The 22,889-nt window shown below is 71.5% G+C and carries 6 protein-coding genes; all 6 read left to right on the top strand.

Translation table 11 applies throughout. The features are described from left to right. Window positions 1–56 precede the first annotated feature (56 nt). The 6 genes from IF11_RS0102715 to IF11_RS0102690 all read left to right on the top strand — a co-directional run bounded on the left by IF11_RS0102715 (window position 57) and on the right by IF11_RS0102690 (window position 22,832). Window positions 57–8,753, top strand: a complete 8,697-nt coding sequence (locus tag IF11_RS0102715) for a type I polyketide synthase (RefSeq protein ID WP_240627731.1) — start codon at window positions 57–59, stop codon at window positions 8,751–8,753. 62 nt (window positions 8,754–8,815) lie between these two features. Beyond that, window positions 8,816–13,027, top strand: coding sequence for a non-ribosomal peptide synthetase (locus tag IF11_RS0102710; protein WP_051745393.1), 4,212 nt, complete (start codon window positions 8,816–8,818; stop codon window positions 13,025–13,027). 35 nt (window positions 13,028–13,062) lie between these two features. Next, a complete protein-coding gene (locus IF11_RS0102705) occupies window positions 13,063–16,467 on the top strand; it encodes a non-ribosomal peptide synthetase (protein WP_106979081.1) in 3,405 nt (1,134 codons plus the stop codon). A 4-nt stretch (window positions 16,468–16,471) separates the two neighbouring features. Next, complete coding sequence (locus IF11_RS0102700; protein ID WP_063759109.1) at window positions 16,472–18,043, top strand: GMC family oxidoreductase; 1,572 nt, start codon at window positions 16,472–16,474, stop codon at window positions 18,041–18,043. Beyond that, window positions 18,031–18,846 carry a thioesterase II family protein gene (locus IF11_RS0102695; RefSeq protein ID WP_051745389.1) on the top strand — a complete coding sequence of 272 codons (816 nt, stop codon included), beginning with the start codon at window positions 18,031–18,033 and terminating at the stop codon, window positions 18,844–18,846. Before IF11_RS0102700 ends, IF11_RS0102695 begins: the two co-directional genes overlap by 13 nt. Continuing rightward, entirely contained in the window at window positions 18,843–22,832 is a 3,990-nt protein-coding gene (locus IF11_RS0102690) for a non-ribosomal peptide synthetase (protein ID WP_051745387.1), read from the top strand. Before IF11_RS0102695 ends, IF11_RS0102690 begins: the two co-directional genes overlap by 4 nt. The last annotated feature ends 57 nt before the right edge of the window (window positions 22,833–22,889 follow it).

Genomic DNA, 22,889 nt, shown 5'->3' with positions numbered 1-22,889 from the left:
CTCGTGGACAGGGGGTATGTGGCATGCGCGGTGGGGCAGCACGACGAATGGATGCCATGCACTCCGCCGACGCGGAAGCCCCGAATGGAAAGGGCGAAGAGCGCGGCGCTCCAGGGGATTCGATCGCTGTCATCGGATGGGCGTGCCGACTTCCGGGAGCGGAGGATCCAGAGGCTTTCTGGCGTCTGCTCGCCGATGGGTCGAGTGCCGTCTCCGAAATGCCGGAGGGGCGGATTCTGCCGCCCCTTTCGGTGCATGGATCCTCTCCGGACCCGGGGCGCGCAACACCCACCGGGGGGTTTCTCAAGCACGTCGACAGATTTGACGCGGATTTCTTTGGTATTTCTCCGATGGAGGCAGCCGCGACAGATCCGCAACAACGGTTGATGCTGGAGCTCGCCTGGGAGTGCGTCGAGGACGCCCGGATCTCTCCCGCCGCGCTCGAAGGCAGCGGCACGGGCGTCTTCGTGGGCGCCATGGCGGACGACTTCGCGAAACTGCGGGGCCGCCTGGGGGCGGACCGGATCACCCGGCACACCCTCGGCGGGACGCAGCGCGGTCTCCTGGCGAACCGCGTCTCCCACACCTTGGGACTGCGCGGTCCCAGCCTCGCCGTTGACACGGGCCAGTCCTCCTCCCTCGTCGCCGTCCACCTGGCGTGCGAGAGCCTGCGCAAGGGCGAGTCGGCCATGGCCCTCGCGGCAGGTGTCCACCTCATCGTCGATCCGGACAGCACCGCCAGCGTCGAGAAGTTCGGCGCTCTCTCACCGGACGGCCGCTGCTTCACCTTCGACGCGCGCGCCAACGGCTACGTCCGGGGTGAGGGCGGCGTGGTCGTCCTGCTGAAGCCGCTGTCCCGCGCGCTGGCGGACGGCGACCCGGTGCACTGTGTCATCCGGGGCAGCGCGATGAACAACGACGGCGACACCGACGGCCTGGCCGTACCGAGCGCCGAGGGCCAGGAGGCAGTGCTGCTGCGTGCCTGCGAGCACGCCGGTGTCGACCCGGACGCCGTGCAGTACGTCGAACTGCACGGCACCGGCACCGCGGTGGGCGACCCGATCGAGGCGGCGGCCCTGGGCGCCGCGTACGGCAGCACGAGGAGCCCGGGCAGGCCGCTGCTGGTGGGCTCCGCCAAGACCAACATCGGGCACCTGGAGGGCGCGGCGGGCATCGCCGGCCTGCTGAAGACAGGGCTCTGTATCGAGCACCGCCAGGTGCCCGCCAGCCTCAACTTCGAAACCGCCCATCCGCGCATCCCTCTCGACACCCTGCGCCTGAGCGTCGCGACCGGCCTCTCCTCCTGGCCGCGCGACGAGCGGCCGCTGTACGCGGGCGTCAGCTCCTTCGGCATGGGCGGCACCAACGCCCATGCCGTCCTGGCGGAGGCACCGATGTCCGGCCGCACGGACGCGGCCGACCCCCGCGACACGTCCCTGCCGGCGAGCCCCCGAGGTCCGCTGCCCTGGGTGGTCTCCGGACGCGACGCCTCGGACGTCGGCGAACAGGCCGCTCGGCTCAAGGAGTTCGTGGCGAACAATCCCGGACTGAGCCCGGTCGACACCGGTTTCTCGCTGGCCACCACCCGGACGCGTCATCCGTACCGGGCGGTCGTCGTCGCGTCGGGCGGAGACGACTTCCTCGCGGGGCTGGACGCCCTCGCGCGGGGCACGCGGTCGGCCCGTACGGTGCTCGGTTCGGCCGTCGGCCCGGCGGCCGGAACCGCGACGACCGCCTTCATGTTCTCGGGCCAGGGCGCGCAACGGCTCGGCGCCGGACGCGAACTGTACGAGACCTACCCGGCGTTCGCGGAAGCCTTCGACGAGATCCACGCCCACTTCGACGGGCTGCTCGACCGGCCGCTGCGGGACGTGCTGTGGGCCGCGCCCGACACCGCGGAGGCCGCCCTGCTCGACCGTACCGCCTACACACAGCCGGCGCTGTTCGCCGTGTCGGTGGCGCTGTTCCGGCTGTTCGGGCACTGGGGCGTGGTGCCCGGTCGTCTGATCGGCCACTCCATCGGCGAACTCGCCGCCGCCCACGCCGCCGGTGTGCTCTCCCTGCCCGACGCCTGCGCGCTGGTCGCCGCACGCGGGGCGCTCATGGACCGGCTGCCCGAGGGCGGCGCGATGGCGGCCGTCCAGGCGGCGGTCGACGAGGTCGAGCCGCTGCTGCGAGGGACCGGGGTCTCGATCGCCGCGGTCAACGGTCCGGGGTCGGCGGTCGTCTCCGGCGACGAGGAAGCCGTCGCCGCCGTCGTGGCGCACTGGGCCTCGCGCGGCCGCAGGACCAGCCGGCTCACGGTGAGCCACGCGTTCCACTCGGCACGGATGGAGCCGATGCTGGACGCCTTCAGGGAGGTCGCCGACACCCTGACCTTCCACGCCCCCACGATCCCGGTGATCTCGAACGTGACCGGCCGGGTGGTCGACGGCATCGACACCCCGGACCACTGGGTCCGGCAGATACGCGAGCCCGTCCGCTTCCATGACGGACTGCTGACGCTCCGCGACATGGGCTGTACCACCTATCTCGAACTCGGGCCGGACGCGGTGCTCGCCCCCTTGGCGCGTGACGCCCTCTCCGATCCGCACGGCGCGGCCTTCGTCTCCGCCCTGCGCGGCGGCAGGCCGGAACCCGCTTCCGCCGTCGCCGCGCTGGCCGTCGCGCACTCCCAAGGCTGTGACGTGGACTGGGCGGCCGTGTTCCCGGGCGGCCGACGGGTTGCGCTGCCCGGCTACGCGTTCCGGCGTCGGAGCCACTGGTCCGTCGACGGGTCGGAGCCCGGACGGTCCGGGGCCGAGCTGGAGAGGGCGGCAGAAGCCGCTCCGCCCGCTGGGGCCGTGCCGGCGCCCGCGGGCCCGGCGACCTCCCCGTCGCTCCGCACGCAGGGTGTCCAGGACCACCGCCGGCTGATGAGCCTCGTGCGGGACACGGTCGGCATGGTCCTGGGCTACGGGACCGACGACACCGTCGTCACCACGCGCAGCTTCAAGGAACTGGGCTTCGACTCGCTGAGCGCGGTGGAGTTCCGTGACCGGCTCGGCGCCGAGTTGGATACGCGTCTCTCGCCGACCCTCACGTTCGACCACCCGACCCCGGCCGCCGTCGTCGAGCATCTCCACTCCCTGCTGACGGGGACGGTTGAACTTCATAGGGCTGAGCGGCGGCTTCGTGAGGTTGAGGAGCGTGTTCATGAGCCGGTGGCGGTGGTGGGTATGGGGTGTCGTTTTCCGGGGGGTGTGGTGTCTCCGGAGGGTTTGTGGGGTGTGGTTTCTGGTGGGGTGGATGTGGTTTCTGGTTTTCCGGTTGATCGTGGTTGGGATGTGGAGGGTCTTTTTCATCCTGATCCGGATCATGTGGGGACGTCGTATGTGCGGCGTGGTGGGTTTGTTCGGGGTGTGGCGGATTTTGATGCGGGGTTTTTTGGTATTTCGCCGCGTGAGGCGGTGGCGATGGATCCTCAGCAGCGGTTGTTGTTGGAGACGTCGTGGGAGGCGGTGGAGCGGGCGCGTATTGATCCTTTGTCGTTGAGGGGGAGTAGGACGGGGGTTTTTGCTGGGGTTATTCATAGTGGGTATGGTCCGTTTTTGCATGAGGCGTCGGGTGGGGTTGAGGGTTTTTTGTTGACGGGTAATACGGTGAGTGTTGCGTCGGGTCGTATTGCGTATGTGTTGGGTTTGGAGGGGCCGGCGTTGACGGTGGATACGGCGTGTTCGTCGTCGTTGGTGGCGTTGCATTTGGCGTGTGGGGCGTTGCGTCGGGGTGAGTGTGATCTGGCGTTGGCGGCGGGTGCGACGGTGATGCCGCGTCCGGGGATGTTTGTGGAGTTCAGTCGTCAGCGTGGGTTGGCGGTGGATGGTCGGTGTAAGGCGTTTGGTGCGGGTGCTGATGGGACGGTGTGGGGTGAGGGTGCTGCGTCGTTGGTGTTGGAGCGGTTGAGTGATGCGGTGCGTTTGGGTCATCCGGTGTTGGGGGTGGTTGTGGGTTCTGCGGTGAATCAGGATGGGGCGAGTAATGGGTTGACGGCGCCGAGTGGTCGGGCGCAGGTGCGTGTGATTGAGGCGGCGTTGCGGGATGCGGGGGTTTCGGCGTCGGGGGTTGATGTGGTGGAGGGGCATGGGACGGGGACGGCGTTGGGGGATCCGATTGAGGCGGGTGCGTTGTTGGCGACGTATGGGGTGGGTCGTGAGCGTCCTTTGTTGTTGGGGTCGTTGAAGTCGAATTTTGGTCATGCGCAGGCTGCTGCGGGGTTGGCTGGTGTGATCAAGATGGTGTTGGGGATGCGGGCGGGTTTGGTGCCTGGGTCGTTGTATGCGGGTGTGTTGTCGGAGCATGTGGATTGGGGTTCGGGGAGTGTTGAGGTTCCGGGGGAGTTGGTGGAGTGGCCGGGTTCGGGTGGGCGGCGGCGTGCGGGTGTGTCGGCGTTCGGTATTAGTGGGACGAATGCGCATGTGATTTTGGAGGAGGCTCCGGAGTGTGTGGTGGGGGGTCGGGGTTCGGGGTCTGGTGGTGTGGTGCGGGTGTCCGGTGGGCCGGTGTCCGGTGGCTCGGGGTCGGGGTCGGGGTTTGGTGGGTTGGGGCCGGTGGTGTGGTGTTTGTCGGCTGTTTCGGATGTGGCGTTGCGGGCGCAGGCGGCGGGTTTGCGGGTGTTTTTGGAGGAGCGGCCGGAGGTGTTGGCGGCGGATGTGGGGTGGTCGTTGGCGACGACGCGTGCGTTGTTCGATCACCGGGCCACGGTGGTGGGGGAGGACCGGGCGGAACTCCTCACCGGACTCGAAGCACTCGCCCGGGGCGAAGCGGCCCCACAGTTGGTCCAGTCCGGCCCGGGACGCGGCAGGACAGCGTTCCTGTTCTCCGGGCAGGGTGCACAACGCCCGGGTATGGGCGCGGAGTTGTACCGCACCTACCCTGTCTTCGCCGAGGCACTGGATGAGGTCTGCGGCCATTTCGACGCGCATCTCGACCGTCCCCTGCGTGAACTGATGTTCTCTTCTCCGGGATCCGACGAGGCGGAGCTGCTCCATCGCACGGCATACGCCCAGCCCGCTTTGTTCGCCCTGGAGACCGCCCTCTACCGGCTCGTCCGGTCCCTCGGTCCCGTTCCCGACTTCCTCATCGGTCACTCGGTGGGGGAGATCAGCGCCGCGCACGCTGCCGGAGTGCTGACTCTCGCCGACGCGTGCGTTCTTGTCGCCGCCCGCGCCCGGCTCATGGAGGCCGCCCCCGATTCCGGTGGCATGGTCGCGATCGAGATCAGCGAGGCGGAGATGCGCGGCTGCCTCGGCGAGTTCGACGGCAGCGCCACCGTCGCCGCCGTGAACTCACCCCGATCCGTGGTGATCTCGGGGGAGGACATGACCGTCGAGAAGGTCGCCGCCTACTGGAAGACACGGGGGCGGCGGACCACTCGCCTGCGCGTGAGCCACGCGTTCCACTCCATGATGATGGACGGTGTCCTGGACGAGTTCCGTGCCGTGGCCGGGACCGTTGCTTTCAGCCCGCCCCGCATACCCGTCGTCTCCAACCTGACGGGCAGGCCCGCCTCCGCCGGCGAGCTGTGCTCCCCCGACTACTGGACCCGCCAGCTCCGGCACGCCGTCAGGTTCATGGACGGTGTGAACAGCCTGCTCGACGAGGGTGTGACCACCTTCCTCGAACTCGGTCCCGACGCCACCCTCACCGCGCTGGTCGAGGACTGCGTCACGGGCACCGGTCCCACCCCGACCCTGACAGCTGTGCTCCGGCGGGAGAGGCCGGAGGCACGCACGCTCGCGATGGCGCTCGCCGAGGCCCATGTCGCCAACACCGCCGTGGCTCGCCCCAGCCTCGGCCATGACGCCGCGACTGGTCTGGTCGACCTGCCCACGTACCCCTTCCAGCGCCGCCGTTACTGGCTGGAGGGCCCGGACGCGGTCCGCCGACCGGCCGGCGGACGGGGCGGATCCCTGGACCATCCGCTGCTCGGCGCGGGCATCGATCTCGCCGTCACCGGCGACCGCTGGTTCTCCCAGGAGCTCTCCGCCGATCGGCCCTGGTTCGTCCGAGAGCACCGCGTCTCGGGACGGTCCGTGCTGCCCGGCAGCGCGATGCTGGAGTGGGCACTGGCCGCCGTACGGTCCGCGACCCGTCCCGAGCCCACTGCCTGGACGCTGCGGGACGTGACCTTCAATGCGTTCCTGGCGTTCCCGGACGACGGAACCGCGCTCACCGTGCAGGCCGTGGCCGAGGCGACCGAGCGCGCCCACCGGGTGCGCTGCCTCAGCAGGCAGCCCGGGCACGAGGCCCCGTACGCATCCGACGGAGGCTGGACCGAGCACGCCACCGTGGCGAGCGCCGGCCCCGGTGAGCGGCCGCGCCCGGCCCCGGTGGACAGGCCGGGGCCGACAGCGGACATGACCGAGGAGGCCACCGGGCGTCTGTACGACGCCTTCCGGGGAATCGGCCTCGACTACGGGCCGGCCTACCGCGCGCTGCGCCGCGTCCGGCGCGACGGAGACCGGGCGCACGCGCTGATCGTCGCCGACGAAGCCGCCCGGGACCAGGACACCTACCTGCTGCACCCGGTCGTACTCGACGCCTGCTTCCAGACGGTGGTGGCATTCACCGCCGACGACGACACGCTGCGCGTACCCGCCTCCGTCGACCGGATCGATGTCTACGCGCCGCTCCCGGCCCGGGTCGAGTGCCATGCCCGCCGGCGCGCGACGACGGTCTCCGGGGAGGTGTCGCTCGACCTGGAGGTGTCCACGGAGAGCGGCGAAGTCCTGGCCACCGTGGAGGGGTTGCGCTTCCGCGCGGTGCCTCGGTCCATGCTCGGTGCCGCGACGAGCCCGTCTCCCCGCCGCTATGCGCTGACCTGGCAGCGTCGGCCCGACCGGCCGGGGACCGCGGCCGCCCCACGCGCGCGGGTCGGCACCTGGCTCGTGTGCGGAACCGACCCCGGGGCGACCGCCGACTGGTGCGACCGGCTGGCCGCGCTCGGTGTCACGGCTGTCGCCGTGGTCACCGGCGCCGCCGCACCGCGGGCGGACTCCGGAGCGTTCCATGTGGACGCTGTCTCGGACAGCGACGTGCGGCGGATGCTCGACACGGTACGCGGCGGAACGGGACAGCCTGTCGCCGGACTGATCCTCCTCGCGGAGCCCGGCGACGCCGGAGCCGACGACGTCGTCGAGGCCACCTACCGGCTGGCCCGCCGGACCACCACGCTGCTCGCCGGCTTCTTGCGGGCCTTCGCGGCCGAGCGCCCCGAGATCGTCATCTGCTCGGCGGGAGCGGCGGTGCCGGACGGCGACGCCGTTGCTGTCGGCGGCCGGGCGCCGGAACTCACACAGTCCGTCCTGACCGCCCTGACCCGGTCGGTCATCGCCGAGTACCCGGACCTGAGCTGCGTACAGATCGACCTCGCACCCGCGGAGCCGATGCCCGCCCCTGAGGAGATCCTCGACGAGGTGTCGGCACTCGGGGGTTCGGGCCATCTCGCGGTGCGCGACGGACAGTGGTACGAGGCCCGCCTGCGCGATGGGGAAGAGGGCGGAGCACCGGCCGACGAAGCGTCACGAGCCGCCGCACAGGAACCGGTGGCGGTCCGTGGCGGCGCCACCTATCTGATCACCGGCGGTCTGGGGGGCCTCGGTCTGGCCACCGCCGCCTGGCTGGCCGACAAGGGAGCGGAGTGCCTGCTGCTCGTCGGCCGTACGCTGCCCGCCGAGACGCCGCCTGAGGTGGCGGCACTGCGGGCGCGTGGAGTCCGTATCGAACTCCGGACCGCCGACGTGGCGGACACAGCTGCTGCCGAGCGCGTCCTGGCGTATGCGCACGCCGAACTGCCGCCGTTGCGCGGCGTGGTGCACGCGGCCGGCATCAACGCCGAGGGCGTCCTGGAGCGGGCCGACTGGTCACAGCTCAGCCAGGTGATGGATCCAAAGGTCAGGGGTGCCTGGAATCTGCATCGCCGCACCCAGGATCTCGAACTCGACTTCTTCGTCCTCTACTCGGCCCTGGGGGCGCTGATCGGCCTGACCGGGCAGCCGGGCTATCTGATGGCCAACACCTTCCTGGACGCGCTCGCCGGCCACCGACGGCACCAGGGGCTGCCCGCCCTGAGCGTGGGCTGGGGAACCTGGGCGGACACGGGCATGGCGGTCGACGGAGGCCTCGTGGAGCGGTTCGCCGCATCGGGCATCCACGGCATGTCGGCCGACGAGGCACTGCATGCCCTCGACCGTGTTCCCGCGGACGGTCCCGCACACGTCGCGCTGGCCGCCATCGACTGGCGGCGGTACGCGGCCGCCGGCGTCCGGCGGCTTCCGGACACGCTGCTCGGCGATGTCGTGCCGCTCGGCCCGTCGGCGGCCGCCGATGCGGGCACGGGGGCCGACAGCGGGCCCGGCCTGGCCGAACTGGTCCTCGCCCGGCCCGAGGAGGCACAGGAGGTCGCCCTCGAACGGCTGCTGGACGTGGTGGCCGTGCTCCTCGGGATGTCCGCGAAGGAGCGGGACGCGATACGCCCCACCTTCCGGTACAGGCACCTCAACGAGCTGGGCTTCGACTCACTGACCACGATCCGGCTCCGCAACCGGCTCCGCGCCGACTTCTCCGCCGACGTGTCGGCGGACTACCTCTTCGGGGGCGGTACGGCCCTGGAGATCGCCGGGCTGATCTGTCGGCAGCTGACGACCATGAGCGTGCTCGCCACCGACGACGACGTGCTGGACGACGGCGCGGAGACCGAGGTGCTGACGCTGTGACCGCCCCGGCCCCACCTCGACTGCCCTATGACTCGTCAACTGGCGGACAAGGAGAAACCGCTGTGCCTGAAAGCGGATCCCGTTCGGTCCCGGCCCTGCTCGACGATCTCGCCATGGCCGGCATCAGACTGCGGCTCGCACCGGGGGACCGGATCGAGGTGATCGCCCCCAAGGGAGGGCTCACCGGCGATCTCCGGGAGCGGATCGGCCGGCACAAGCAGGAGCTCATCGTCTGGCTCGACGGCGCCCGGACCCGCCGGGAGCAGGAGGCCGAGCTGCCCGTCGTCACACCGGACGAGAAGCACCTCTACGAGCCGTTCGCCCCGTCGGACCTTCAGATGTCGTTCATCATGGGCGGCAGGGAGGGGTTCGAGTACTACGTGCGGCCCCACCAGTACATGGAGTACGACCTCGCCGAGGCGGACCCCGGGCGCCTGGAGAAGGCGCTCAACCAGGAACTGGAGTACCAGCGGCGGAATCTGGTCGTGGTCCGGGAGGATCTGCGGCTCCAGACGGTCCGTGACCCGGGTCCCGCCCGTATCGAGGTGTTCGACGTCCGGCACCTGGATGCGGCCCGGGCACAGGCGCACATCGAACGGGTCCGCGACTCGATGAAGCGCCGCGAGCCCGTGCACGACCGCTGGCCCTGGGTGGACATGCGGGTCAGCCTGCTGCCGGACGATACCGCCAAGCTCCACTACAACAACAACAATCTCTTCAGTGACGCCCCGGCGACCCTGCGGTTCATCAGCGCCGTGCTGCGGCGCTACGAGAATCCCGGGGAGACCCCGCCCGAACTGGAGATCAGCTACCGGGACTGCGTGCTCGCCCTGGCCGAGCTGGAGGAGTCCCCGCTCGGCCGGGCGTCGAAGAAGTACTGGACCGACCGGATCGCCGACTGGCCCGCCGCACCGGAGATACCGCTCGCGGCCGGCGCCGACCCGCGACGGCGCTCCCGGCTGGAACGCCGGGAGCTGCTCTTCCCTCCCGACGTCTGGGCGTCGCTCAAGGAGAAGTCCGCCTCACGCAACCTCACCACGACCAACGTGCTGTGCGGCGTGCACGCGGAGGTCCTGGCGTTCTGGAGCGGGTCCCGCCACTTCCTGCTCAACAATATGATCACCCACCGGCTCCCACTGCACCCACAGATGAGCGAGGTGTTCGGCAACTTCGCCTCCCTGTATCCGCTGGAGATCGACTGGCGGCACGAGGAGGGCTTCCAGGACCGGGTCCGCCGTCTCCAGGCCCAGGTCCTCTCCGACGTTGAACACGTCTACTGGAGCGGCGTGAAGGTGCTCCAGGCGCTCAACCAGCACCGCCGCACACCGGGCAAGGCCGTATGCCCGTACGCCGTCGGCAGCGCGCTGTTCGTCGGAGCGGCCGAACGTCCTGTGCACAGCCTGCTCGAAACTCCGCAGACACTCATCGACTGCGAGTTCTGGGACCTGCGGGACGGCAGTCTGTGGGTCATCTGGGACGTCATCGAGGACATGTTCCCGCCGGGGCTCATCGACGCCATGCAGGAGGGCTACCGCAGTATCGTCATGCAACTCGCCGAGAGCGACGAGGCATGGCAGCAGCGGGCCTTCGACCCGCTCCCCGACGCGCAGCGCGCCCGGCACGCCGCACTCAACGCCCCGTCAGGGCCGGTGCCCCCGGGGCTGCTGCACGACTCCCTCGCCCGGCAGACGGCCCGCCGGCCCGGCCACCCCGCCGTCATCACGGCGGGCCGCACCCTTACCTACGAGGCCCTCGCGGGATGCGCCGAGCGGATCGCCCGGACGCTCCGTGAGTCCGGTGTCGCGCCCGGCGCCCTGGTCGCCGTCGCCGCGCCGCCGGGATGGGAGCAGACCGCGTCGGTGCTGGGCGTGCTGACCGCCGGCGCCGCCTATGTGCCGGTCGACCCCGGCTGGCCGCCGGACCGGCTCCGTTACGTGCTCCAGGACACCGGGGCCGCCGCCGTCCTCACCAGCCGGGCCCGGCTGGACACGCTCACCGCGCTCACGAGCGTGCCCGTGCTGGCCGTCGACGCACCGGAGGCCGGTGAGGCCGGCCCCGCCCCGGCGGGGGAGCCGCCGGAGACGACCCGGCAGCCGGGCGACCTCGCCTACGTCATCTACACGTCGGGCTCCACGGGCCGCCCCAAGGGGGCGATGCTCGACCACCGCGGGCCGCTCAACACCGTCACCGAGATCAACCGCCGCTTCGGCGTGACCTCGGACGACGTCCTGTTCGGCATCTCCTCGCTCTGGTTCGACCTGTCGGTCTACGACATCTTCGGCGCCCTGGACGCCGGCGCCGCACTCGTACTCGCCGAACCCGGCCGGCCCGACCCCGCCGCCTGGACCCGTACCGTCCGGGAGCGGGGGGTCACGGTCTGGAACTCCGTGCCCGCCCTCATGCAGCTCTTCGTCGAGGAGGCCGAGGGAGCGGGACTGCGGTTCCCCGGGCTGCGCACGGTCCTGCTGAGCGGCGACTGGATCCCCGTCGGACTTCCGGACCGGATCCGCGCGATCGCGCCCAATGCCCGGGTGATCAGCCTCGGCGGCGCCACCGAGGCGTCGATCTGGTCCATCTGCTACCCCATCGACCGGACCGACCCCGACTGGACGAGCATCCCCTACGGGAAACCGCTCGCCAACCAGAGCTGGCACGTCCTCGACGAACTCGGCCGCGACGTCCCGGACCAGGTCACGGGACAGCTCTTCATCGGCGGCGCGGGCGTCGCCCTCGGATACCTGGGCGACGCGGAGAAGACGGCGTCCGCCTTCGTGTCCCACCCGGTCACCGGCGAACGGCTGTACCGCACCGGAGACCTCGGGCGCCGTCTCCCCGGCGGGGACATCGAGTTCCTCGGCCGGATGGACTTCCAGGTGAAGATCCAGGGATTCCGCGTCGAACCCGGCGAGGTCGAGCACGCGCTGCTGGACCTCCCGGAGATCGGGCAGGCGGCTGTCGTGGCGCGAGGGACCGACTCCGGTAAGCAGCTGGCGGCCTTCGTGACCGCCAAGGAGGGCTGCCCCGCGCCGGTGCCGGCCGCGGTCCAGGCCGCGCTCGCCGAGCGGCTGGTCGGCTACATGGTGCCCAGCCATGTCGCCGTGCTCGAACGCCTACCACTGACCTCGAACGGCAAACTGGACCGCAAGGCCCTGGAGGCCCTGAGCCCGGCCGACATCGACGGCGGGCACCTCCCCGCCGAACCCAGGAACGCCACCGAGCGCACGCTGGTGGAGATCTGGCAGTCGGTTCTGGCGCGCGAGCCGATCGGGGTGCACGACGACTTCTTCGACCTGGGCGGGCAGTCCTTCACCGCGCTGCGGGTGATCGGGCAGATCGTCCGCCGGCTGGGACACCGCGTCCCGATGGGCACGTTGCTGGAGCACCCCACCGTCGCCGGACTGTCCGACTGGCTCGACACCCGGCAGAGCGACTGGACGCCGCTGGTCCAGCTGCGGTCGTCCGACGGAGACGAGGAGCCTTGGTTCTTCGTCCATCCGGCGGGCGGCAACGTGCTGTGCTACCGGTCGCTGGCCGAAGCACGAGACCGGCCGTTCTTCGCGTTCCAGGCCCCCGGCCCCGCAATCGGCCAGGAGCCGGTGGACAGCGTGCCGGAGCTGGCCGCCCTCTATGTCGCGGCGCTGACGGAGGTCCGGCCGCAGGGCCCGTACCGGCTGGGCGGTTGGTCCTCGGGCGCCGTGATCGCGGCCGAGGTGGTCCGGCTGCTGGAGGCGCGCGGCGACCGGGTCGAGCGGCTGGCGGTGATCGACTCGCCCGCGCCGGTGGCACCGCGCACGAACGCCGACGAGACGCAGCTGCTGCTCTGGTTCCTTGAGGACCTCGACATCGGCTTCGACCCGCACGCCCCCGGCGCCGCGGAACTGCCCGGGCCCGAGGGGCCCCCGGCGTCCGTCCGGCTCGGCCGCGCGCTCGATGCGCTCCGTGCGCGGGGCCCGGCCGACACCGGGCCGGACCGTGAGGAACTGGCCGACACCTTCGCGGTGTTCCGGGCCGTGGTGGAGGGCTGCGACCGCTACACCGCGTCCCCGGTCGCCGCCGACATCACGGTGCTGCGGGCCCGGGACGGCCAGGTCGGCGAGTTCGCCGGCCACCCCTTCGCGACGGCCCCCGACTGGGGCTGGTCCGCGCTGACCACCGGTGCCGTGGACAGCCTGAGCGTTCCCGGAACCCACCACACACTGCTCGTCGGCGCATCGGTGAACATCGTCGCCGACGCCCTGGACAGCACACCGCATCGCGGCCGGCGGGCCCGGTGACCGCGGCGGCGCGAGACGGAGGAGGACGATCCACGGTGACTCAGGACCTGCTCGGCACACTGCGTACGCGCGGTATCAAGCTGCGCCTGACCGACGGCCGACTGGACGTGGTGGCCCCGGCCGGTGCGCTGACCGCGCAGCTGCGGGACGAACTGCGCGAGCGGCGCGACGATCTCATCGCGATGCTCCGGGGCGTGACGGCGAGCCCGGAAGCGGGTGCCGTCGTGCCCCGGCCGGCCGACCGCCACGAACCCTTCCCGCTGACCGACATCCAGCACGCCTACTGGGTCGGCCGCGGGTCCGCGGTCGAACTCGGCGGTGTGTCCACCCACATCTACTTCGAACTCGAACGCGAGGGGTTGGACCAGGACCGGCTGGAGAGCAGCCTCCGGGCGGTCATCGCCCGCCACGACATGCTCCGTGCGGTCATCGGCCCCGACGGCACGCAGCGCGTTCTGCCGGAGGTCCCCGCGTACAGGATGCCCGTCGCCGATCTGCGCGGCCTGGTGCCGGAGAAGCAGGCGCAGGAGATCCTGCGTACCCGGGACGAGATGGACCACCAGGTCCTGCCCGCTGACCGCTGGCCGCTGTTCGACATCCGCGCCTCCCGGCTCGGGGACGATCTCCTGCGCCTGCACATCAGCCTCGACACCCTGATCCTCGACGGCTACAGCATGTATCTGCTTTTCCAGGACTGGCGCCGCTTCTACGAGGACGCCGACTGGTCGCCGGAGCCGCTGGACCTCTCCTACCGCGACCATGTGCTGGCCGAGGCGGCGGCGCAGGAGGGCGGCCGCTACCGGGCAGCGGAGAAGTACTGGCTCGACCGGCTGCCCGAGCTGCCGCCGGCGCCGGCCCTGCCGCTTGCCGTGCAGCCCAGCACGATCGGCCGGCCCGAGTTCGGCCATCGCGGCGGCCGGCTGCCGGCCGCGCGGTGGACAGCCGTCAAGGAGTTCGCCCGGCAGTTCGGGGTCACCCCGTCCGCCGTGCTCATGGCCGCCTACGCGGACGTATTGCGGACCTGGTCGAGCGAGCCCGACTTCACGCTCGACCTGACCCTGTTCAACCGCCCGCAGTCCCACCCGCGCATGGGCGAACTCATCGGCGACTTCACATCCGTCACCCTCCTCGCGCTGTCGGCGCGCCCGGATGAGGCGTTCGCCCCCCGAGTGCGGCGGCTCCAGCAGCAGCTCATGCGGGACCTGGAGCACCCCGAGTTCAGCGGTGTCCGGGTGCTGCGCGAACGGTCCCGCCGCGCGGGCGGTGGGCCCGGTGCCTCGATGCCGGTGGTCTTCACCAGCGCGCTCGTGCTGGGGACCGGTGGCGAGGACCCCTCGGAGGGGATCCGGTTCTTCGGGGACGAGATGTACGGCATCACCCAGACCCCCCAGGTATGGCTGGACCACCAGGTGACCGAGGAGCGAGGCGACCTGCTGTTCAACTGGGACGCCGTCGAGGCGCTCTTCCCCGCCGGTCTGCTGGACGACATGTTCGACGCCTACCGCGCCACCCTGGACCGGCTTGCCACGGACCCCGGCGCGTGGACGGAGCCGGCGACATCGCCCGCACTGCCCGAGTGGCAGTTGGACGAGCGCCGCGCCGCCAACGACACCGGCGCGCCGATCCCGGCCCGTACCCTCGGCGAACTCGTCGCGGCCCGGGCCCGCACCTGTCCCGACGCGACCGCGGTGATCGACGAGAACGGCGCGCACAGCTACCGCGAGGTCATGGAGGGCGCGGCCGGGCTGGCCCACCGGCTGGTTGAACTGGGCGCCACCCGGGACACGCTGATCGGTGTCGTGCTCGACAGGGGCGTGGACCAGGTCGTCGCCGTGCTCGCCGTCGCCCTGTCGGGCGCCGCGTATCTGCCGGTCAGCCCGGACTGGCCGGCCGCCCGGCGGCACCTGCTGCTGGAGCGGGGCGGGGCGCGGATCGTGGTGACGGCCCCCGGGGCGCGCGACGAGCTCGACTGGCCGGCCGGTGTCCACCTCGTCACCGCGGCGGATCCCGAGGTGACCGGCGCCGCCACCACGCCCCCGGAGGTCGATGTCCGTCCGGACGACCTGGCCTACGTCATCTTCACCTCCGGGTCGACCGGACAGCCCAAGGGCGTGATGATCGACCATCAGGCCGCGGCCAACACCCTCCAGGACATGAACGAGCGTTTCGCGGTGGGCCCGGACGACCGGGTGCTCGCCCTGTCGGCGCTGAGCTTCGACCTCTCGGTCTATGACGTGTTCGGCGCGCTCGCGGCCGGAGCGGCGGTGGTCGTGCCGGCCCGGGGCCGCGGGCACGATCCGCTGCACTGGGACGAACTGGTACGGCGCCACGGCGTGACGGTCTGGAACTCGGTCCCCGCCCTGATGCAGGCGTGGACCGAGGCCCGCGCCGCCGAGGGGCGCGACAGCGGGGGCGAGTCGAGTGTCCGGCTGGTCCTGCTGAGCGGCGACTGGATCCCCGTCACCCTTCCCACGGCTGTCCGGGCGCGGCATCCCCGGGCGGAGGTGGTGAGCCTGGGGGGTGCCACGGAGGCGTCCATCTGGTCCGTGCACCATCCGATCGGGGACGTGCCGCCGGAATGGACGCGGATCCCGTACGGCAAGCCCCTCGCCAACCAGACCCTGCACGTACTCGACAAGCACCTCCAACCGTGCCCGGTGTGGACCACGGGCGAGATCTGTATCGGCGGAGTGGGCGTGGCCCGGGGCTACTGGGGAGCGCCCGAGCTGAGCGCGGAGCGCTTCGTCGTCCATCCGCTGACCGGCGAACGGCTGTACCGCACCGGGGACCTCGGCCGCTACCTGCCGGGTGGGGACATCGACTTCCTCGGACGTGCGGACTTCCAGGTGAAGCTCAACGGATACCGCATCGAGCTCGGCGAGATCGAGGCGGTGCTGCGCTCCGCGCCGGGCGTCGCCGACGCCCTGGTGGGGGTGGAGAGCAACCCGGCGACCGGCGGACGTCAGCTCGTCGCGCATCTCGTGGCCGAGGACAGGGCGGTCCCGGCCGCCGGTACGACCGACACCGACCGCGCCGCGGGCGTCCGCGCCGCCGTCGGGGAACTGCTGCCGGGCTACATGGTTCCCCACCACTTCCTCTTCATCGACACGGTGCCGCTCAGCGCCAACGGCAAGGTCGACCGGAGTGCCCTGCCCACCCCGTGGGCCGAGCCGGAGTCCAAGGAGCAGACCGCGCCGCGCGACGAGCTGGAGAGCCGGCTGATGCGGATGTGGGCCGGCGTGCTCGAACGGGACGACTTCGGGGTCGACGACAACTTCTTCGAGTTGGGCGGAGATTCGCTGCACGCGGTACGCATCCTGACGATGATCCGCCAGGAGATCGGTCTCGAACAGGACTCGGAGGACGACCTGGGGATGCTCTTCGACTTCCCCACGATCGCGGAACTCGCCAACCGGCTCACCGGACAACCAGGGCAGTGACGACATGTCAGGAACCGATGTCAGAGGAACGGCACAAGGCACGGCGACGGTCGAAGGGCACTGGGACGAGGTGATCGTCGGAGCCGGCTCCGCGGGCGCGACCCTCGCCGGCCGGATGTCCGAGGACCCCGGTTGCCGGGTCCTGCTCCTGGAGGCCGGGCCGGACAACCAGGGCGATCCCCCCGGTTCGCCCGACAACCCCGTGCTGTCGGGGGCCAACTGGGACCACTCCGCCTACGTCCACGAGGAGGCCGAGAACGGACGGCGCTACCCGTATGTGGTGGGCAAGGCCGTCGGGGGCTCGTCCGCGGTGAACGGCGCCCTCGCGCTGCGCGGTCTGCCGGGTGACTTCGACGCCTGGGCGGCCGCGGGCAACCCCGCCTGGTCGTGGGAGAACGTGCTGCCGTACTTCGTCCGGCTGGAGTCCGACCGAGACTTCAAGGGGCCCGAGCACGGCAGTGACGGGCCCCTGCCCATCCGCAGGCAGTCCGAGGACGAGTTCGGCCCCCTGGCGGCCGGCTTCCTGCACGCCTGCCGTGACCGCGGCGTGCCGATGGTGGCCGACCTCAACGCGGCCGACCGCGCCACAGGGGCGGGGCCCATTCCGCGCAACGAGGCCGGCGGCCGACGCGTGTCGACGGCCGAGGCGTACCTCGCCCCTGCCCGGCACCGGCCCAACCTCACGGTGGCCGGTCACTGCTCGGCCGCCCGGATCATCTTCGACGGCGACAAGGCCGTCGGTGTGGAGGCAATGAGCGACGGGCGGCTCGTCCGTATCGGGGCCGACCGCGTGACGCTGTCGGCCGGGGCCATCGGCACGCCCGCGATCCTGCTGCGCTCGGGTGTCGGCCCGGCCGACGCACTGCTGCGGCTGGGCATTCGCCCGGTCGCCGATCTGCCCGGAGTGGGCGCGAACCTCATGGAGCACCCGATCGTCGCCCTGTGGGGACTTCCCGTCCCGGCCGGCTCCCGATCCGGGGAGCCCATGCACCAGGTACTGGCGCGGGTGGCGAGCACGGGCGCCGCCCCTGACCTCAATCTCACCCTGGTCAACAACGTCACCGACCTCGATGTGCCCGTGATGCGCGGGGTACTCAAGGGCCGGACCGCGTTCTCCCTGCACGCCTCGCTGCTGACGCCGCGCTCGCGCGGATCCGTCACCCTGCGGGGCGCGGAGCCGGACGCCGATCCCGTCATCGCGCTCCGGCTGGCCTCGGACCCTTGGGACGTCGAACGCCTGATGGCAGGCGCACGGATGCTCTGGGAGATGGTCAGGGGCAGCCACCTCGCGCCGCTGCTGGAGCGCGTGTTCCTCTGGACCGACCGGACGGTGGAGGACGACGCCATGCTGCGCCGTTCCGTCTCACGGTTCGTCTGCCCGTCCTGGCACCCGGCGGGGACCGCCGTGATGGGCCCGTCATCGAGCCCCGCGGCGGTCGTGGACGAGCGCTTCCGCGTGCACGCGGTGAGCGGACTGCGTGTCGTGGACGCCTCGGTGATGCCGACGATGCCGAGCGCGCCGACCAATCTCAGCTGCGTCATGCTCGGCGAGAGGGCGGCGTCGTGGAGCGCGTAGCGCCGGCGGGCGGTACTTCGCGGCGGCGCGCTCCGCGGACCGACTGGTGCGTCCGGTGGGCGGCCACCGACGACGCGCCCGTACGGCTCTTCTGCCTGCCGCACACGGGCGGCGGAGCGGCGCTCTACCGGGACTGGGCCGAGCGGCTGGCACCGTCCGTCGACGTCGTGTCCATCCGGCTGCCCGGGCGCGAGAACCGGTTCAGGGAGGCGCCGTACCGTCGTCTCGACGAGCTCGTCGAAGCGCTGGTCCGGGCCGTGGAGCCGCTGCTGGACCGGCCGCACGCCTGGTTCGGGCACAGCATGGGCGCACTGATCGGCTACGAGCTGTGCCGGAAGCTGCGCGACCTGGGACTGCGGGAGCCGGAGCGGCTGCTGGTATCCGGCCGCCGGGCCCCGCATCTGCCCTCCCGTCAGCCACAGGTCCACGACGCGCCGGTCGGCGATCTCGTGGCGCACCTGAAAGAGCTGAACGGCACTCCGGCCGAGGTGCTCCAGAGCACGGCCGCCCTGTCGGCGCTGCTGCCCATGGTGAGGGCGGACTTCGCGGTGTCCGAGACCTACCGCTGGCGCCCGGAACGTCCGCTCGACTGTCCCGTGCTCGTCCTCGGCGGTCTGGACGACGCCCTGGCGAACCCCGGCGAACTGGCGGGCTGGCGGGAGCACTCGACCGCGGGCTGCACGGTCCGGATGTTCGACGGCGGCCATTTCTATCTTCACGAGGAAGCCCAGGAGCAGGTCCTGGCGGCGCTGACCGCCGAACTGCCGACGCTGGGCGCCGCACTCACCGGGAGGCAACAGTGACCGCACACGACCTTTCCCCGACCCACAGTGTGTCCGCGCCCCCCGGAGCCGAGTTCCCGCTGACCGATCTCCAGGCGGCGTACATGGTCGGGTCGAGCCCGCTGATGGAGCTCGGCGGATTCCGGCCGAATCTCTACACCGAGATCGACATCGTGGACTTCGACTCGGAGGCGGCGCGACGGGCCGTCGATCTCCTGATCTCCCGTCACGAGCATCTGCGGACCGTCATGACCGAGGAAGGCGGCCAGCGGGTACTCGGCCCCGCCGAGGTCACGCCGTTCCGGCTGCGCGCGGTCGACCTGACCGGCCTGGCGGCACCGGAACAGGAGGCGGAGATCAGCCGGACCAGGGAGCGGATGCGGGACGAGGGTCCGGCGCCCACCGGCTGGCCGCTGTTCGAGATCGTCGCCCACCGCGTACGGCCGCACCGCACCCGACTGCATTTCGCGATGAGCCTGCTGCTCCTCGACTCGACGAGCACCCGCCGGCTCCAGGAGGAGTGGTGGCGGCTCTACCGTGATCCGACCGCCGAACTGCCGCCGCTTTCGGGCACCTTCCGTGAGTGTGTGCTGGCCCGCGCCGCGGACGCGGAATCGGATGCCCACCAGGCACAGTGGCGATACTGGGAGGCGCGGCTCGACTCGCTGCCCGACGCCCCCCGGCTGCCGCTCGCCCGGTCGGCCGGAAGTATCGAATCCGCCCGTCTGACCCGGCGCTCCTTCCTGCTGAGCCGTGAGCAGTGGCAGCGGTTCCGGGCCACCATGCGTGCGCACCGTGTGCTGCCGACGACCGGACTGCTGCACGTGTACGCGGAGGTGCTGGGGTCCTGGGCGGCCGCACCGAACTTCTGCCTCAACGTCCTGCACCAGAACTGGGTGGTCCGGCATCCCGAAGCGGCAGGCGTCGTCGGCCAGTTCAGCGCCACCCTGCCCCTGGAAGTCGACCTCCGGGAGGACGAGGACTTCTTCGTACGGGCGGCACGGCTCCAGCGCAGGCTGTGGAAGGACATGGAGCACTCCGACGTCAGCGCGATCCGGGTGACCCGCGAACTGGCGGCCCGCCGCGGCTGGACCTCGCGCGCGGCGCTGCCGTACGTCTTCAACAGCATGCTGGGCCCGGGGGAGCGGCCGGCCACCGGGAGGGGGGTCTGCAGGACGGTGACCTCCGCCCTGCGCACCCCCCAGGTGCTGATCGACCAGCAGGTCAAGGACGCCCCCGGGGGAGGTGTCGAGTGCGTGTGGGACATCGTCGGCGACGCCTTCCCGGCGGGCCTCCCCGACGCGATGTTCGACGCCTACCGGAGCATGCTGGAGTCGCTCTCCGCACCGGGCGGCGCCGAGGCCCGGCCCGCTCTCCCGGCGGCCGCCCACCGGGACCTGGTCGAGGAGCTGAACACGACGGCCGAGGCGCCTCCGGCGGGCCGGCTGGAGGACGGTTTCCTTCAGCGGTCGGCGGAACAGCCGGAGCGGCCGGCGATTCTGACGGCGCACCGCACGGTGACGTACGGGGAGCTGGAAGCGGTCTCGCGGTCCGTCGCCGTGTGGCTGCGCGACCACGGGGTCGGCCGCGGCGATGTGGTGCCCGTCGTGATGGACAAGGGCTGGGAACAGGTCGCGGCCGTCCTCGGTGTGCTGCGGGCCGGCGCCGCCTACTGCCCCGTATCGGCGACCCTGCCCGCCGAGCGCATCGATCGCCTGCTCGACGCGACGTCCGCCCGCACTGTGCTGTGCCAGTCCCACCGAATACCCGAACCGCTCCGTCCAGGAGCGCTTCCCGCACTCCGCGTCGACCTGGTGGATCCGACGGACCAGGTCCTGGATCCACCGGTGGGCGACTCCGGCGAGCTGGCCTACATCATCCACACCTCGGGCTCGACGGGTGTCCCCAAGGGCGTCATGATCGGCCATGGAGCGGCCCTGAACACGATCGCCGACATCAACCGGCGGCTGCGGCTCGTCCCGAACGACCGGGTGTTCGGCATCTCCTCGCTCAGCTTCGACCTGTCGGTCTGGGACATCTTCGGCACCCTGGCGGCCGGCGCCGCACTCGTGCTTCCGATGGCGACCGACCACCCCGATCCCGAGGGATGGGCCGAGGCGTCGCTCGCGCACGGCGCCACCGTGTGGAACTCCGTCCCGGCGCTCGCCGAGATGCTCGTCGAGGTCCTCGCTCACCGGCAGGGGGCCGATCAGCCGCCGCTACGGGCCTTTCTGCTGAGCGGCGACTGGATACCCACCTGGCTCCCGGACCGGATGCGGTCCCTGTGGAGCGACGTCCGGGTGCTGGGGCTCGGCGGCGCCACCGAGGCGTCCATCTGGTCGAACTGCTTCGAGATCGGCCGCGTCGACCCCACCTGGCGGAGCATTCCGTACGGGACCCCACTCAGCGGGCAGACCATGCGGGTACTCGACCACGCCATGGAGGTCAGGCCGCCCTGGGCCACCGGCAGGATCTATATCGGCGGTGTCGGCGTCGCCCAGGGATACGCGAAGGACCAGGAGCGCACCGCGGAGCGGTTCGTCCGGCACCCGCGCACCGGTGAACGCCTGTACTGGACGGGCGATCTGGGCCGCTACTGGCCCGACGGCACCATCGAGTTTCTCGGCCGCGAGGACCGGCAGGTCCAGCTCCAGGGATTCCGGGTGGAGCCCGGGGAGGTGGAGACCGCGGTGCGCAGCCACCCCGCGGTGGCCGAATGCGTCGTGTCCACGGCCGCGTCGCCGGACGGCCGGCCCCGGCTGGTGTGCCTGGTGGTCCCGGGCGAGGGCCTTGCCGTCGGCCCCGAGGAGATCTCCCGGCACCTGCGGGAGCGGCTCCCGTCCTACATGATCCCGGGGCAGTTCCGGATCGTGGAGCGGCTGCCGTTGACCCGCAACGGCAAGGTCGACATGGACCAGGTGGGGGCCGTGCCGGCCGAAACGGCCGCGGGCGATCCGGGAGCCGGGGGTGCGGACGACAAGGTGACGCGCCGACTGGGCGAACTGTGGGAGGAACTGCTGGGAGCCGACTCGGTCGGTCCGGACAGCGACTTCTTCGCGATGGGCGGCAACTCGCTGCTTGCGCTGCGGCTCATCAACCGGGCGCGTTCCGAGCTCGGCGCGGAGGTTCAGTTCGGGCAGATCTTCGAATCGCCGACCCCGCGGGCCTTCGCGGCGGCCGTCCGGGCCGGTGCCCGCCCGGCGGCGTGCGCGGTCAGGCTGTCCGACGGCGGGGAGAGCGGCACCGGGCCCGGGCTGATCCTCTTCCACCCGGTGGGAGGCTCGGTCACCAGCTATCTCGAACTGGCCCGTGTCTGGCCGGGGCCCGTACACGCCTTCCAGAGCCGCATGCTCGTCGACGGCGCCGAGGCGCCGGGGGCGCCGGATCTGACCACGATGGCCTCGGCGTATCGCGAGGAACTGCTGGAACTCGTGCCCGAGGGGCCCTACCTGCTCGGCGGCTGGTCGATGGGTGGCGTGCTGGCCTACGAAGTCGCGCGGCAACTGATCGCCGAGCGCCGCGAGTGCCGCGTCTTCATGATCGACAGCCTGGTCGCCGAGGGCCGGGCGCCGACGACGCGGGCCGAGGGCCATCTTGAGTTCCTGGGCGATCTGGCCGGCGGGCGCCCGCCGGCCGGGCTCGTGACCGCGGTGGGCGAGGCCGGCGAAGGGAAGTTGGCGAGTGCGGCCAGAGCGGCTGCGGTCGAGCACGGGCTCCTCCCCTCGGAGATCGATCTCGCGGGTTTCGAGCGGCTGTCGGATGCGCACGCCCACAACCTCGCGCTGTTGGGCGCCTATCGTCCCGGCTTCTGTGAGGTACCCGCTCTGCTCTTCGTCGCGCGGACGAGGCAGGGGGACCTCCAGGGGCCCGGCGCCGACTGGCGGGCGGTGTGCCCGCGGATCGAGGTCGAGATCCTGGAGGGGGATCACTATTCGATCGTGTCGGCCGGCGGACTCCGGGCCATCAGCGAACGGCTCGTCCGTTGGCTTGCCGCTACGGGGGATTAAGGGCGAAGCCGGACGGGTGTGTGTGCCGTGTCGCTGACGGCCCGGAGGGCTCTCGGG

The sequence above is a fragment of the Streptomyces scopuliridis RB72 genome (assembly GCF_000718095.1).
GTDB lineage: Bacteria > Actinomycetota > Actinomycetes > Streptomycetales > Streptomycetaceae > Streptomyces > Streptomyces scopuliridis.
This window is presented reverse-complemented; position numbering and strand designations above follow the sequence as displayed.

Coding starts and splice junctions, on each gene's coding strand:
- IF11_RS0102715 (WP_240627731.1), top strand. CDS start 57: ATGCACTCCGCCGACGCGGAAGCCCCGAATGGAAAGGGCGAAGAGCGC.
- IF11_RS0102700 (WP_063759109.1), top strand. CDS start 16,472: ATGTCAGGAACCGATGTCAGAGGAACGGCACAAGGCACGGCGACGGTC.